Origin of the sequence: Haemophilus haemolyticus M19501 (assembly GCF_000222025.1) — a bacterium.
Taxonomy (GTDB): Bacteria; Pseudomonadota; Gammaproteobacteria; order Enterobacterales; family Pasteurellaceae; genus Haemophilus; species Haemophilus haemolyticus_G.
Genome location: NZ_AFQO01000015.1, coordinates 87,214 through 101,558, shown reverse-complemented (window position 1 = coordinate 101,558; position 14,345 = coordinate 87,214). Strand labels below are relative to the sequence as shown.

14 protein-coding genes are annotated in these 14,345 nt (G+C 36.6%); 6 read left to right on the top strand and 8 right to left on the bottom strand.

Going from position 1 to position 14,345, the window contains the following annotated elements:
- Positions 1-126: 126 nt before the first annotated feature.
- Entirely contained in the window at positions 127-1,215 is a 1,089-nt protein-coding gene (gene aroG / locus GG9_RS01675) for a 3-deoxy-7-phosphoheptulonate synthase AroG (RefSeq protein WP_005632367.1), read from the top strand.
- Positions 1,216-1,277: 62 nt separating this feature from the next.
- Here aroG and GG9_RS01680 read toward each other — a convergent pair whose 3' ends face one another.
- Entirely contained in the window at positions 1,278-1,718 is a 441-nt protein-coding gene (locus GG9_RS01680) for a LexA family protein (RefSeq protein WP_005632365.1), read from the bottom strand.
- Positions 1,719-2,005: 287 nt separating this feature from the next.
- Between GG9_RS01680 and sstT the strand changes: the two genes are divergently transcribed.
- The 3 genes from sstT (at position 2,006) to GG9_RS01695 (ending at position 4,533) form a co-directional block, all read left to right on the top strand.
- Entirely contained in the window at positions 2,006-3,250 is a 1,245-nt protein-coding gene (gene sstT, locus GG9_RS01685; protein WP_005632363.1) for a serine/threonine transporter SstT, read from the top strand.
- 120 nt (positions 3,251-3,370) lie between these two features.
- Positions 3,371-3,979, top strand: coding sequence for an NAD(P)H-dependent oxidoreductase (locus tag GG9_RS01690; protein ID WP_005632361.1), 609 nt, complete (start codon positions 3,371-3,373; stop codon positions 3,977-3,979).
- Positions 3,979-4,533, top strand: coding sequence for a TorD/DmsD family molecular chaperone (locus tag GG9_RS01695; RefSeq protein ID WP_005632359.1), 555 nt, complete (start codon positions 3,979-3,981; stop codon positions 4,531-4,533). The genes GG9_RS01690 and GG9_RS01695 overlap by 1 nt, the downstream gene beginning before the upstream one ends.
- A gap of 47 nt (positions 4,534-4,580) precedes the next feature.
- Here the strand turns inward: GG9_RS01695 and GG9_RS01700 are convergent, their stop codons facing one another.
- A complete protein-coding gene (locus tag GG9_RS01700; RefSeq protein WP_005632356.1) occupies positions 4,581-5,135 on the bottom strand; it encodes an NAD(P)H nitroreductase in 555 nt (184 codons plus the stop codon).
- A 97-nt stretch (positions 5,136-5,232) separates the two neighbouring features.
- On the opposite strand from GG9_RS01700, the gene sppA reads away from it, so the two are divergent.
- Entirely contained in the window at positions 5,233-7,080 is a 1,848-nt protein-coding gene (gene sppA, locus GG9_RS01705) for a signal peptide peptidase SppA (RefSeq protein ID WP_005632354.1), read from the top strand.
- Positions 7,081-7,117: 37 nt separating this feature from the next.
- Here sppA and GG9_RS01710 read toward each other — a convergent pair whose 3' ends face one another.
- From GG9_RS01710 to mnmC, 5 genes are all read right to left on the bottom strand, one after another.
- Positions 7,118-7,924: a LicD family protein gene (locus GG9_RS01710; RefSeq protein WP_005632352.1), complete on the bottom strand. Its 807-nt coding sequence runs from the start codon at positions 7,922-7,924 to the stop codon at positions 7,118-7,120.
- Entirely contained in the window at positions 7,924-8,625 is a 702-nt protein-coding gene (locus GG9_RS01715) for an NTP transferase domain-containing protein (RefSeq protein WP_005632348.1), read from the bottom strand. Before GG9_RS01715 ends, GG9_RS01710 begins: the two co-directional genes overlap by 1 nt.
- Complete coding sequence (gene licB / locus GG9_RS01720; RefSeq protein ID WP_005632346.1) at positions 8,622-9,500, bottom strand: choline transport protein LicB; 879 nt, start codon at positions 9,498-9,500, stop codon at positions 8,622-8,624. The genes GG9_RS01715 and licB overlap by 4 nt, the downstream gene beginning before the upstream one ends.
- Positions 9,500-10,456, bottom strand: coding sequence for a phosphorylcholine kinase LicA (gene licA / locus GG9_RS01725; protein ID WP_005632344.1), 957 nt, complete (start codon positions 10,454-10,456; stop codon positions 9,500-9,502). Before licA ends, licB begins: the two co-directional genes overlap by 1 nt.
- A gap of 70 nt (positions 10,457-10,526) precedes the next feature.
- The gene (gene mnmC / locus GG9_RS01730) at positions 10,527-12,539 is read right to left on the bottom strand and encodes a bifunctional tRNA (5-methylaminomethyl-2-thiouridine)(34)-methyltransferase MnmC2/FAD-dependent 5-carboxymethylaminomethyl-2-thiouridine(34) oxidoreductase MnmC1 (RefSeq protein WP_005632342.1); all 2,013 of its coding nucleotides are present in this window, start codon (positions 12,537-12,539) and stop codon (positions 10,527-10,529) included.
- A gap of 148 nt (positions 12,540-12,687) precedes the next feature.
- Between mnmC and fabB the strand changes: the two genes are divergently transcribed.
- On the top strand, positions 12,688-13,908 hold the full coding sequence (gene fabB, locus GG9_RS01735; RefSeq protein ID WP_005632341.1) for a beta-ketoacyl-ACP synthase I: 1,221 nt from the start codon (positions 12,688-12,690) through the stop codon (positions 13,906-13,908).
- Positions 13,909-13,974: 66 nt separating this feature from the next.
- On the opposite strand, the gene GG9_RS01740 is transcribed toward fabB, so the two are convergent.
- Positions 13,975-14,238, bottom strand: coding sequence for a GrxA family glutaredoxin (locus GG9_RS01740; protein ID WP_005628952.1), 264 nt, complete (start codon positions 14,236-14,238; stop codon positions 13,975-13,977).
- Positions 14,239-14,345: the final 107 nt, after the last annotated feature.

The window sequence follows — 14,345 nt, the reverse complement described above, 5'->3', positions numbered from 1 at the left end:
AGTTTAATAGAGAATCTGTAGGTTTTGTTCTAAAAAAAACACGACGAACTAGTTTACTAGTACAAAAAATAAGTGTAGATTACCTACATAATTAAAACACAACATTTGAAAGTTTGAGAGTGATATATGGCTAAAGAGAAAATTGAAATTGTCGTGGCAAACGACGATACGCGAATTGAAAAAGTCGATCAGGTGTTACCACCCATTGCCTTATTAGAAAAATACCCTGCTAGTGAACATGCTGCGGCATTAGTGAAGCAAACTCGTCATGAGGCACATAATATTATTCATGGTAAAGATGATCGTTTATTAGTGATTATCGGTCCTTGCTCTATTCATGATCCGAAAGCGGCAATTGAGTATGCAAACCGTTTAAAACCATTACGTGAAAAATATAAAGATAGCCTTGAAATTATTATGCGTGTGTATTTTGAGAAACCACGTACAACTGTGGGCTGGAAAGGTTTAATTAACGATCCGTATTTAAATGATACTTATCGTTTAAATGATGGTTTACGCATTGCACGGAAATTACTTTCTGATATTAATGATTTAGGTGTGCCATCTGCCGGTGAATTTTTAGATATGATCACGCCACAGTATGTGGCAGATTTTATGAGCTGGGGCGCAATTGGTGCACGTACGACTGAATCACAAGTTCACCGTGAGTTAGCTTCTGGTTTATCTTGTGCTGTTGGATTTAAAAATGCCACTAATGGTGGTGTGAAAGTTGCTTTAGATGCAATTGGCGCTGCAGAATCCCCTCATTATTTCTTATCTGTAACCAAATTTGGTCATTCAGCGATTGTTTCAACTAAGGGAAATGAAGATTGTCATATTATTCTACGTGGCGGAGATAAAGGACCAAACTTCAATGCTGAAGATGTGGCAAAAGTGTGTGCAGATATTGAGAAATCTGGCCGAATCCCTCATGTCATGATTGATTTTAGCCATGCAAATAGCTGTAAACAATATAAGAAACAAATGGATGTTTGCCAAGATGTGTGTCATCAAATCGCATCTGGTTCTAAACAAATCTTTGGTGTAATGGTAGAAAGTCATTTGGTGGAAGGCCGTCAAGATTTAGTTGATGGCAAAGCACAGACTTATGGACAAAGTATCACGGATGCGTGCATTGGATGGGAAGATTCTGAAAGATTATTGCAACAACTTTCTGATGCAGTGATTGCTAGACGTAAAGTGACGAGTAATTAATTGAAATATAATCTAGATACAAGTGCGGTTGATTTTCACCGCACTTTTTTATTTGCCTCTAACTACGCTGCCCATTTCATTTTATCGCGACGTTTCATTTGATGAATCGTATTGGTTACGGTGCCGACAATAGGTAAATTTGACCAATCTTTGGTATTTATATTTGGTGTAGTGGAATCCAATGCCATGAAAAGGTAATTGCCGCTATGCGCCATAAATTCATAGACATGAAATTCATTATTTTCTTCTAGCACAACAAGATCACCTGAATAAAGCTCGTCATTTTTTTCAACGACTAGCATATCTCCAGTTTCAATTCCCCAAGCTAACATATTTGGATTGGTTACATGAATAAAACAGGTTTGCTTTGGACGTTTAATGCAATAAAGATTTAAGTCTAGTTTTTTATTGAATTTAAGGCTGTCATCCATATCACTGAAAAAAGGGAGTGGATTATAAGAAAAATCCATTTCATATTGCGCAGTCAAAGTTTGGTTGTTCATTCTCTTATCTCCTGTTAAATAATATGGATAAATAACCTTTTACCTTGTTTTTTTGTACAGTTAAATTCTACTGGTGTTTCATACAGGGTGTCAATAGGTTAAATAAAAAATTTTTTTATAAGTATGTTTTTAGAAAATATCTAACAAATTTAGAAAAAAGTTCACTTATTGGATAAAAAATAACAAAAAATATTTTCTTTCGATAAGAATTTACGCTATCTTTAATTCCCTTGTAGGTGGATTGGTAACAATCTGAAGTTAAATTTATTAAAAAGAAAGATAAAAGTATGAACACATCTCGTTTATTTCGTCTGTTATTCCAGGGCAATTTAGTAAAAAGAATTGCAACTGGTTTAGTTCTAGGGATCATTATTGCACTTGTTGGACCTGCACTTGAAGGTGCTTTGGGTTTTAATATTGCGGAAAAAGTAGGCGTTTTAGGTACCATCTTTGTTAAAGCATTGCGTGCTGTTGCGCCAATTTTGATTTTCTTCCTTGTTATGGCTGCGCTTGCAAACCGTAAGATTGGTACGAAAAGCAATATGAAAGAAATCATTGTGCTTTACCTTTTAGGCACATTCCTAGCTGCATTTGTTGCTGTTATTGCTGGTTTCGTATTCCCAACGGAAGTGGTTCTTGCAACCAAAGAAGATGCAAGTTCAGCGCCGCAAGCTGTTGGGCAAGTTTTATTTACCCTTATTTTAAATGTGGTAGACAATCCATTAAATGCGATTTTCAAAGCAAACTTTATTGGTGTATTAGCATGGTCTATCGGTTTAGGTTTGGCGTTACGTCATGCATCTGATGCAACTAAGAACGTATTATCTGATTTCGCTGAAGGCGTATCAAAAATTGTTCACGTCATTATTTCTTTTGCGCCATTTGGTGTATTCGGTTTAGTGGCTGAAACCTTATCTGATAAAGGATTAGTCGCATTAGGGGGGTATGTGCAATTACTTACAGTATTAATCGGTACAATGTTATTTACTGCTTTTGTTATTAACCCAGCATTAGTTTATTGGAAAATTCGTCGTAATCCGTACCCATTAGTATGGACTTGTGTACGCGAAAGTGGTGTAACCGCATTCTTTACACGTAGTTCTGCGGCAAATATTCCTGTGAATATTGAATTAGCAAAACGCTTAAACCTTGATGAAGAAACTTATTCTGTTTCTATTCCATTGGGCGCTAACATCAATATGGCGGGTGCTGCAATCACGATCACAATTTTAACGTTAGCGGCAGTACATACATTAGGTGTGGAAGTCTCTTTTGTTAGTGCGATTTTATTAAGTATCGTGGCTTCTCTTTGTGCTTGCGGTGCATCTGGTGTGGCAGGTGGTTCATTATTATTAATCCCATTAGCATGTAGCTTATTTGGTATTTCAGATGATGTAGCAGCACAAATGATCGGTGTTGGTTTCATAATCGGTATTTTACAAGACTCAACTGAAACGGCATTAAACTCATCAACTGACGTATTATTTACTGCGGCAGTATGTATGGAAGAAGAACGTAAAAACGCAGCATAATTATGATGCAAATAAGAGAGCGGGCTATGCCCGCTTTTTTTATGTGATTTTATATGCAAAGTGCGGTCTATTTTGATAGACTTCTGCCACGTTTTATTTCCCTACAAATAGGTAAGAAAAATGAACCACTTAATTATTTTTGCTCACCCTAATTCTGTGCGTAGTTTTGGGCGAGCGATTGCCAATCGCATTGAGCAAGTTAGTCAAGAAAATGGTGTAAATGTATTTTTTCGTGATCTTTATGAAATGAATTTCAATCCAATTTTATCTCATGAAGAATTGCAGAATGCTAACAAAGGTATTATTCCAGCAGATATTCAGCAAGAGCATGATTTTATTCTTCAAGCGGATTTTATTACGTTGGTTTATCCTCTTTGGTGGATGGGATTTCCAGCAATTTTGAAAGGCTATTTAGATCGCGTATTAAGCCATGGCTTTGCCTATAAAACGGAAAACGGCGAATCAGTGGGATTGCTCAAAAATAAGCAAATGCAGCAATTTATTACGATTGGCAGTAATGTTGATAAATATAAAGAATTTGGTGTGGATAAGTCCCTCAATCATTGTTTAATTAATGGATTGTTTAATTACTGTGGCATTGAAAATGTTGAGTTTGAATTATTCGGTGATATTCATTTAATTGATGATGAGGCGCGCAAAGCAATGATTGAACTTGCCGCTCAAAAAACAAAAGAAAAATTGACCGCACTTTTAAAGGAAAAAGCGTAATGTCTGAAAAACAAATTAATAATTTTTCATTAATTAGTCGATTATTCGGTAATCTTTTTTATCGTTCTCCTATTGATGAAGTACTTGCAGGCGCGTTTGTTTGGTTACAGCAAAAAGGTTTGAGTCAAGTTTGGGCGTTAGATACTGATAAAGAAAGTGAATTAGCGCTGAATAGCTTACAAGTTAAAATTGATCTCGATTTATTGAACCAAGAGTATCAAAAATTATTTGGTACCAATGGTAAAGTTATGACTGCTATTTCAGCTTATGACATTGATGTTGAAGAATTTATGAATTTTCGCCTTGTACGCAATATGCCAGAGGTGGAAAGTGCGGATCATTTTGCTTTATTATTGCTCACAGCCTCTTGGCTTGAAGATAATTCGGATTCTTTAGTGGCTCAACAAGAATTCTTTGAAACCTTTTTATTGCCTTGTGCAGCGAAGTTTTTAACTCAAGTAGAAACTCAAGCAACTTTGCCTTTTTATCGTGTATTAGCCCTTCTTACACGAGAAATATTGGCGGCGATGGCGGATGAATTGGAAGAAGAGTAGTGCAATATTTTGCTTTCCTCTAAGTCTTGAGGAAAGCAAGAAATATTTTATAGATAGGTTACAAAATCTTTTGTATCGATAACACGGCATTCACGTTCGGCTTTTTCCATGCCTGTGCCAATCATGACTAACGCAATCACACGATCTTGTTCACAGCATCCGAAAGCTTCTCGTAATGCAGTGCCATTAACCCATTTCCCTGAAATCCAAACATTATCAAATCCTTGCGCTTGTGCAGCCAGTTGTAATCCATAAGTTGCACAGCCTGCACTCAACATTTGTTCCCATCCAGGTACTTTAGCGATAGTTGGGTCGATCTTTGCTACGACAGCAATGACCATAGGTGCTCGATGTGCTAAATTTTCAGCTTTCTTTAATTTTTCTTCACCCAAATCAAATTCCACAACGGCTGCTTTAAGTAGCGTTTCCAATTTATTTAATCCATCATTTTCCATTACAACAAAATGATAAGGATGTAATTTTCCATGATCTGGTGCGTGCATTGCTGCTTGGAGAATAAGTTTAAATTGTTCTGTATTAGGCGCAGGTGCGGTCAATTTTTTGTTTGATTTTCTTGTTGTTAAAAGAGTTAACGCGTCCATTTTATTATTCCCGATGAATAAAAGTGCGGTGGATTATAGCATAGTTTTTGACAAGGCTTTGTGATACTCTAGCGCAAATTTTTTAAAGGTAATTTGTATGTTTCGAGTATTAAAATTATGTTGGAAAGCGCTATGTTTTATTCGTGATCTTGTGATGAATGTTGTGTTTTTAGGCTTTGTACTATTGCTAGTGGCGATTATTAGCTTTTCAAGCGGTGGAAAAAAATCTACAACATTAACAGGGGAAGGCGCGTTATTACTGAATTTAGATGGCTATCTAGCGGACAACCGAGATGAAACACTTCGTTGGCAAGATGCGCTAAGCGAATTGAATGGCGAGCACGTCCCTCGAAAAATTTCGACGTTTGATGTGGTATTTGCCATTCAACAAGCGGAAGATGATCCTAAAATTAAAGGATTAGTGCTCGATCTTAATTATTTTGAAGGGGCAGATTTACCCGCATTAGATTTTATTGGTGGTGCTATCAGTCACTTTAAAGATGCAGGGAAACCAGTGATCGCCTATGCAGATAATTATTCACAAGGACAATATTATTTAGCGAGCTTTGCTGATGAAATTTATTTAAATTCAATTGGAAGCGTGGATATTCACGGTTTATCGCAAGAGAATTTGTATTTTAAAGAGATGCTAGACAAATTAGCCGTTACACCACATATTTTCCGCGTAGGAACGTATAAATCAGCAGTTGAACCATTTTTACGCAACGATATGTCAGCTGAGGCAAAAGCAAATATGCAGCGTTGGTTAGGTGAAATGTGGAATAATTATGTTTTATCCGTCAGTGAAAATCGCAAGATTAAGAAAGATAACGTTTTGCCGAATACGAAACAATATTTATCGGATCTTAAAGCGTTAAAAGGCAATAGTACCGCTTATGTCCAACAACGTGGATTAGTAACTGATGTTGTAACTCGTTTGGATTTAGATAAAAAACTAGCCGCACTTTTTGGTAAAGGGAGTGACGGGAAAGCGAATCTGATTGAACTTGATGATTATTTGACTCAACTGCCTGATCGTTTAGAACATTACAATGTACCGAATAAAATTGCAGTCGTGAATGTTGAAGGAACAATTATCGATGGTGAAAGTGATGATGAAAATGCAGGTGGTGATACCATTGCACGAATTCTTCGTAAAGCCCATGATGACAATTCTGTGAAAGCCGTGATTCTACGCGTTAATTCACCTGGCGGTAGTGCTTTTGCTTCAGAAATTATCCGACAAGAAACGGAAAATTTACAGAAAATTGGAAAGCCTGTGATTGTTTCTATGGGGGCAATGGCAGCATCAGGCGGTTATTGGATTTCATCTACTGCAGATTATATTATTGCCGATGCAAACACTATTACAGGCTCTATCGGTATTTTCGCGATGTTCCCGACTTTCGAAAATAGTATTAAGAAAATAGGCGTGCATGCAGATGGTGTTTCAACCACTGAATTAGCTAAGACATCTGCGTTTTCTCCATTAGCAAAACCCGTGCAAGATATTTATCAAACAGAAATTGAGCACGGTTATGACAGATTTTTAGAAATTGTTAGCAAAGGTCGTCAGCTTTCTAAAACACAAGTAGATAAACTGGCTCTAGGTCAGGTTTGGTTAGGCAGTGATGCATTCCAAAATGGTTTAGTGGATGAGATAGGTTTTTTTAATGAAGCGGTCAATAAAGCAGAGCAATTAGTGAATCAACGCCAAGATACTGCCGTACAAGATTTTAGCGTGGAATGGTTTACAGATGATAACGTTAGTTTAATTAGCACCTTATTGCGCGATACTAAAAAAGGTACGCAACAGCAATTAGTTAAATGGCTAGGTTTGCCAGCTCCAATTCAAAAATTACAAAAAGAATTGAATGTATTAACTAAATTTAATGATCCTAAAGGTCAATATTTGTATTGTTTGAATTGTGGAAAAGTGAAGTAATAATTGAAAAAGGGCAGAATTAAATCTGCCCTTTCGCTTACAAAATATACGCTTCTTGAATATGATGTGGCTTTTGGTCTTCTTCTGGTGGAAGCTTCATATAATCTCCATAATATTGTGTTAAGTGTTCGTGATATCCATTCATTACTTGAAATTGTCGTCCTTCAAATTCTTTATAAATAACATGGTTAAAATATTCCTTCGGCATATAAGATTTTTGCCATCCTCCGCAATCGTCATAATCAGATAATACAAGACCAATATAATCGCATTGTTTTATTGGATATGTTATTTGAAATTGCTCTAGATTTTTTTGCATTTTGGAAAATATTAAATGGCTCAATTTATTAAGTATTGCTTTCCATAAGGTATTTTCTTTTTCTCTTAACCATCTTTTCTTGCAAGAATAGAAACGACGATGAGTTCTTCTATATTTTTTCATAAAAGAGCAGATGATCTTTGGATCATTTGGCACCCCATCATAGATGAATATATCTATAAACATTGCACTTTTTTTTCCAGCAATTTCGGTTATTTGAGTACGACAATCAAAGATTTTTGCCATTTCTCCAGTCTTTTGAGCAAGTATATCTTCCGCCGTTTCTATATTGTAGTATTCGTGAGTTTCTTGAAACCAAACATCAACGAACCTTTGATATTCATCACGGTGCATATAAACATCAATGTCATCATCCCAAGGGATAAAGCCTTTGTGGCGTATTGCACCGATTAATGTTCCACCACCAAGAGAATAGTGAATTTGGTGTCGCTCACATAATGCGTGGAAATAATCTAATATATTGAGACAAACGAGTTGTTGTTCTCTGAGCGTTAATTTTTTCATTATTTTTCCTTGTTTGGTGTCAATTTTTGTAAAATGTGGTGATAGTCATCAAGGTTATCCATTTCAAATATATCATCACTGTTAAGTTGTTCCGTATAGATATTCAATTTCTCTATATATTCCATCGGAATGGTATCCCAATAAAGTTTTGGATTTTTTAACCGCACTTCACTTGTGTATTCTTTGAGCAAAGCTAGAATGATATTGCAATCCCGAGTTGTCCAATAAGATACCCCTGACAAGCTAGGCTGGTTTAATGATCCAATCTCAATACGCATTACTTGCCCATTGTTATTTAAAATCGGTAGCCATTCATTATGAGTGTTCGAACGAATAACTGTGAAATATTTGCTGTGTGATGGTTTCGTTAGAAAAATATTACGATTAAGCACTACATCCGCATCAATAACATAACAATCATTAAAGAAGTCTTGCGCCAGAGAAAAGGAATAAATGCTGTTATATTCGCGATATTTTTCGTTGTAAATCAAGGTGCAGTCATATTTTTTCTTTAGATACTCGAATTGTTCGTGCAAATGCCCAGTAATAATGACAATTTTATCAATATTCGCTTGCTGTAAAAACGCCAGTGTCCGTTCTAAGTTAGGTGTGCCGTGAATATCTAACAATGATTTATGTGTGCTTTGTGTGATGTCTTTAAAACGACTGCCTAATCCTGCAGCTAAAATAATCGCATTCATTTTTGTTCCCCTTTGTAATAAAGTGTAACGATCACTCCTGCACTTAATAATAAGGTGAGTAGTAAGGTAATGGGCTTAATTGGCTGTTTATAGAGCAGATAACCAAGTCCAATTGCCCATACAGAATATGTGATATTTAATGCCATTGCTTTGATTGGTTTTAACAGATAAATCGCTTGGTAATAGCAGCAGTAAGATAATGCCCCAAAGATTATTACACCAGAAATTTGTATATAATTAAAACTAAGTATATCTAGTGAGAAATCTTTCAAGGAAAGAATAAATAGAATCAATAAATAACCAATAGTTGAACCACATAGCCTTAAAAAATACACTTGAAGTCCAGAGAGAGAACGCATTGTATAGGAGGATATCACTATTTCAGATGACCACCCTAATATACAAATTATTAAAAAAATAAAACCGATAGTATTAAAGGTTATTTCTTGTCCTACTTCAATAGCAAGCAACGAAGAAGAAATAATAGCCAAGGCGAATCCGAATTGGGCTGTTTTGGTAATTTTTTCTTTTAGAATCCAATAAGACATTAACGCAGCGAAAACAGGAAAGAGAGATGAAAGCGGTGCAGCATAATAGATTGTTAAATAATGAATGCTTAATAAATAGGCAGACATTCCTATTGGTCCACCTAATACGCCAGATAACGCAGGTCGCCAAAAAACGCCTTGAAAATCTACCGCACTTTTTCGCCATAATGTGATGCCGATAACTAATAACGAGCAAAAATCAATTAAAAAAAGCAATGAAATTACTTTCCCTAACGCAGTATATTCACTTAATGGCAATTCATTATACAACAGTCCAGATAATGCCCAAAATATAGCGGATAGTATGCCAAATAGATAACCGTGCATCACGGTAATTCCTCTAAAAGTTTAAATGCCGCGTCCAAGCGTCTTAATGCATAATCGCCAAAATTCTCGCCGTGTTCTTCTTTTACTTTTGTCCATAAAAACCACAATACATTTTGGCAAAAACGATGGATTTTTAACCGTTTGTGAGCTATTTGAAATTCTGTCTTGTGATATTTATTTGTCTGATTGCAATAGGTTTCTAATAGAAAATCAGCAGCTTCTTTCGATAAATGAGCTTCCTCAATGATAGTAGCTATATCAAATAGCGGATCATTTAAGCCCGAATATTCCCAATCGATAAAAAATAGCCGATCATCTTGTAATAACATATTTTCAGGGACTAAATCATTGTGGCACGGACGTAAAATTAAGCCTTTATTGATATTTTCAAACTGCCAGAATACGGTTGAAAGTTTATCCATTCTAGGATCTGCTTGGAAAAAAGCGGATTTGTTTTCTAGCAATGAAAAATATTGGCGAAACTCATCGAATACGCTAAATACATTACGGAAAACAAATTCACTATTGTGTAAACGATATAAATTATTCACAACTTGAGACAAACAACTTTGTTCGTTTAATTGTATCTGGCTTAAAGTATTACTATTTTCTAAATAACGAGTCAGTTTTACGCCACTTTTGGCATCTAATACGGGAGTTTCTACATTCAAACCAGCACGATATGCCTGTGCATTATTGAATGCCTCATATTCTCGATTTATAAGTGATAAATTTACGGCATTAGGGATCCGTAATACAAACTTAACTCCAGAAATATTAAGTAGAACATTTTGATTGGTCATTCCTCCAATGGAGGAAAAAGGAATGGAATGCTGATGAAGAAAATGAAATACTTCCTCAGGCTTGTAGCAAGTTTTAACAAATCCTACAATTTGATTGATTGATTGATTGATTGATTGATTGATTGATTGATTGCATAGCATTTTTGTATTCATTTTTATATTTAAATTTTGTTTGATTTTAACACGTTAAAGTTATTTTTGTAAGGCTCTGAATCTTATGAATTTATTCAACTTTTGAACCTTTCAACCATTTTCTTACCCAAGCTCGGTTAGCTGAAAGGTTATGCAATATAGCTTCGCTTATTGGTAATGGCTCGCCATAAATGATTGAAGCTAAGGTTTCACCTAAGAGTGGGGCGGAGGTCAGCCCGCGAGAACCTAAGGCTGCCGTTAAAAAAAGATTCTGAAAATTGGCTGCACTTTGAATAGGTTGTTTACGGCGGCGGAGGTTGAATAGATTGTAATAATCCGCTTGTTGCTGTTCAAAATGAGGCACGTTTCCAACCATTGGGGCAAGATCTCTTACAGAGCAGCGGATGCCTACACGAGCGAGATTACCTGATGTATCCACATCTTGCGTCCAAGGTTGGGCGATATTTTGTTGGAGTTTTTGTTGATTTTCTAGTTGTTCTTGTTCGCTAAAGTGGCGATCAACATTATCACGAACATGGCTTGCGCCGATGCAATGTGAGGTTTTTAATTGATCGGCTGGGGTGAGATAACCATCATAACAAAGCACCGATTTTAGTTTGAGTAAGTTTTCTGATGTTGGAATTTGGCTGACTTGCCCGCGTATAGGGTAGAGCGGTAGCTTTTCTGTTTGAATAAAATCAGTAATTTTATATCCGTTCGCAAGAATGACGACTTCATGGGAGTATTTTTGACCTTGCGTATTTTCTAGTTCCCAACCTTTTTGTTGTTGAGAAAGTGCGGTAATTTTTTGTGAGGTTTTAATGACGACACTCTGCTTTTCAAGAAATGAAAAGGCATTTTGAACAAATTGTCTTGGTGCAAGCCAAGCCCCCTGTTCAATCCAACCGCCTTCGCAATTAAGAGGTAATCCCACTTTTTTACTGAGTTGTTCAGCATTTAGCATTTGGAAGATTTCGTTCGGCAAACCAAGCTGAGAAATCTTTGTTAATTTAACCGCACTTTTTTCGTTGTAAGCACATAGTGCCACGCCACAAAATTCGTGCTCAAACACTATGTTTTGTGCGATTGCCCAATCAAGTAATTGGCGACCGTAACTGAAAGCGTGCAGGTAAAAATCAACGGTGAGCACATTATCATCGCTAAGTTGCGGATAAAATGCGCCTTGTTTATTGCCTGAGGCATTAAGTGCAAGCGCTTCATCTTCACAATAAATGGTGACTTTTGCCCCACGTTTTACTAAGGAAATGGCGGCACAAAGAGACGCAACTCCACCGCCAATAATAGCAACATCTTGTTTTTCCATTTTCGCAGGCTGAGCAAGATACCAAGGTGTCGAAAGTGCGGTATATTTTGATTGTATTTTTAGCCCACTTAAACATTCTCGTTTTTTGCCGAAGCCTTTACGTTTTGTCACATGAAAGCCTGCGGATTCAAGTCCTTTTCTGACCGCACTTGCTGCGGTAAAGGTGGCAAAAGAACCATTGGGTTTAGTGAAACGGAACACTAGGTTATAGAGATCATCATTCCACATTTCAGGATTTTTGCTTGGAGCAAAGCCATCTAAAAACCAAGCATCAATACGTTCATTCATATAATCGCCAAGTTGTGGCAAGTTTTCTGATACATCATCCAGCCATAAATCTAACGTGGTCTCTTCAAAATGAATACGATGACAACCTAGAATCAATGAAGGCCAATAACGTTGCAAATGAGCACTTAAATCTTCAAATTGCGGATAGGCAAGATGAGCTTGTGAAAGTGCGGTGATTTTTAGCGGATATTTTTCAAAGGAAATAAAATTTAGGCGTTTTAAAGGATGATTCTCGTGTTGTTGGCGAAATTCACGGAACAATTTGGTTGCCGCAAAGAAATTTAATCCTGTACCAAATCCTGTTTCAGCGATGACAAAATTAGCCTCGTTGTGGCTTATCCAACGTTCCCAAAGTTGATTACCTTGTAGAAAAACATAATCTGTTTCTGCCAATCCATTTTCGTTAGAAAAATAGACATCATCGAATTGATCTGAGACGGGAATATGGTTTTGATTGAAGTGAATCTCAGCATGTTGGACGCTAAAGGTCATTTTTTATTCCTTCCTTGCCTAATGAAATTTGCGTATAATAACGCGATTTTCTAAACTGGTCGAACAAATGAATTATTGCTTGAAATATTTTTATTTCGTAGTAATTTTGAGCCGTTATTTTTACATATAAAACAATAAGGAAGAAGCAATGAGAAGAGCTGTAATTACAGGCTTTGGGATTATTTCAAGTATCGGTAACAACAAAGAAGAAGTATTGGCTTCATTAAAAGCAGGTAAATCAGGTATTGAAGTTGTACCTGAGTTTGTGGAAATGAATATGCGTAGTCATGTTGCCGGAACAATCAAATTAAACCCAAGCGAGCACATTGATCGTAAAGTGTTCCGTTTTATGGGTGATGCAGCGGCTTATGCTTATCTTTCTATGCGTGAAGCGATTGAAGATGCAGGTTTAACAGAAGATCAGGTTTCTAATGATCGTACTGGTTTAGTGATTGGTGCTGGTACGGGCTCTGCACATAATCAATTAGTGGCATGTGATGCGGTACGTGGCCCTCGCGGTGTAAAAGCAATTGGCCCTTATGCAGTAACGAAAACTATGGCTTCAAGTGTTTCCGCTTGTTTAGCCACCCCTTATAAAATCCGTGGTGTGAACTATTCAATCAGTTCTGCTTGTGCAACCTCTGCACATTGTATTGGTCATGCGGTTGAATTAATTCAATTAGGCAAACAAGATGTGGTTTTTGCTGGTGGTGCGGAAGAATTATCTTGGGAATGTGCTACTGAGTTTGATGCAATGGGTGCAGTTTCAACTAAATACAATGAAACGCCAGAAAAAGCATCTCGTGCTTATGATGCAAACCGCGATGGTTTCGTTATTGCAGGTGGTGGTGCAGTTGTAGTTGTGGAAGAATTAGAACATGCACTTGCTCGTGGTGCAAAAATCTACGCTGAAATTGTAGGTTATGGCGCAACTTCTGATGGTTACGATATGGTTGCACCAAGCGGTGAAGGTGCAGAGCGTTGTATAAAACAAGCAATGGCAACTGTCAATACCCCAATTGATTACATCAACGTACACGGCACATCTACACCAGTAGGGGATGTGAAAGAATTAGGTGCAATCAAAAATGTATTTGGTGATAAAATCCCAGCGATTTCTTCAACCAAATCAATGACTGGTCACTCTTTAGGGGCTGCGGGTGCACACGAAGCAATTTACACGTTATTAATGTTGGATAATGACTTTATTGCACCAAGTATTAATATCGAAACCTTAGATGAAGCCGCTGAAGGTTGCAACATCGTTACTGAGACGAAAGAAAATGCAGGATTACAAACTGTAATGTCAAATAGCTTTGGTTTTGGTGGTACGAATGCAACATTAATTTTTAAACGTTATAACGGTTAAAACTCTTTTATGAAAAAAGCCACTTTCAATTGAAAGTGGCTTTTTTGTATAAATTAAAAAGAAAAATTAAGCAACGATACCAAATTGTTCTTTCATTAATGCTTCAAAATCAGTGCAACCACCGATTGGTTTTTCATCAATAAAGATTTGTGGTACTGTTTCTACTGGTTTACCAACTGATTTTGATAAATCTTCTTTGGTAATGCCTTCCGCGTGAATATCCACATAACGATAGTCAAAATCAGCAACTTCGCCTTTTAATTTTTCAGCAAGGTTTTTTGCACGTACACAGTAAGGGCAGCCAGGACGACCAAAAATAACAACGAACATAAGATTTCCTTTTTTGAGTTAAAAATTCTAGGCAATTCTACCTGATTTTTATCGTCTACATAAAGTGTTTTTATTCGTGTAATATACGGAACATCGTAGACAATGAG

Coding starts and splice junctions, on each gene's coding strand:
- GG9_RS01710 (WP_005632352.1), bottom strand. CDS start 7,924: ATGAAAAAATTAACGCTCAGAGAACAACAACTCGTTTGTCTCAATATA.
- GG9_RS01695 (WP_005632359.1), top strand. CDS start 3,979: ATGTCTGAAAAACAAATTAATAATTTTTCATTAATTAGTCGATTATTC.
- GG9_RS01700 (WP_005632356.1), bottom strand. CDS start 5,135: ATGGACGCGTTAACTCTTTTAACAACAAGAAAATCAAACAAAAAATTG.
- licA (WP_005632344.1), bottom strand. CDS start 10,456: ATGAATACAAAAATGCTATGCAATCAATCAATCAATCAATCAATCAAT.
- aroG (WP_005632367.1), top strand. CDS start 127: ATGGCTAAAGAGAAAATTGAAATTGTCGTGGCAAACGACGATACGCGA.
- GG9_RS01715 (WP_005632348.1), bottom strand. CDS start 8,625: ATGAATGCGATTATTTTAGCTGCAGGATTAGGCAGTCGTTTTAAAGAC.
- GG9_RS01740 (WP_005628952.1), bottom strand. CDS start 14,238: ATGTTCGTTGTTATTTTTGGTCGTCCTGGCTGCCCTTACTGTGTACGT.
- fabB (WP_005632341.1), top strand. CDS start 12,688: ATGAGAAGAGCTGTAATTACAGGCTTTGGGATTATTTCAAGTATCGGT.
- GG9_RS01680 (WP_005632365.1), bottom strand. CDS start 1,718: ATGAACAACCAAACTTTGACTGCGCAATATGAAATGGATTTTTCTTAT.
- sstT (WP_005632363.1), top strand. CDS start 2,006: ATGAACACATCTCGTTTATTTCGTCTGTTATTCCAGGGCAATTTAGTA.
- GG9_RS01690 (WP_005632361.1), top strand. CDS start 3,371: ATGAACCACTTAATTATTTTTGCTCACCCTAATTCTGTGCGTAGTTTT.
- sppA (WP_005632354.1), top strand. CDS start 5,233: ATGTTTCGAGTATTAAAATTATGTTGGAAAGCGCTATGTTTTATTCGT.
- licB (WP_005632346.1), bottom strand. CDS start 9,500: ATGCACGGTTATCTATTTGGCATACTATCCGCTATATTTTGGGCATTA.
- mnmC (WP_005632342.1), bottom strand. CDS start 12,539: ATGACCTTTAGCGTCCAACATGCTGAGATTCACTTCAATCAAAACCAT.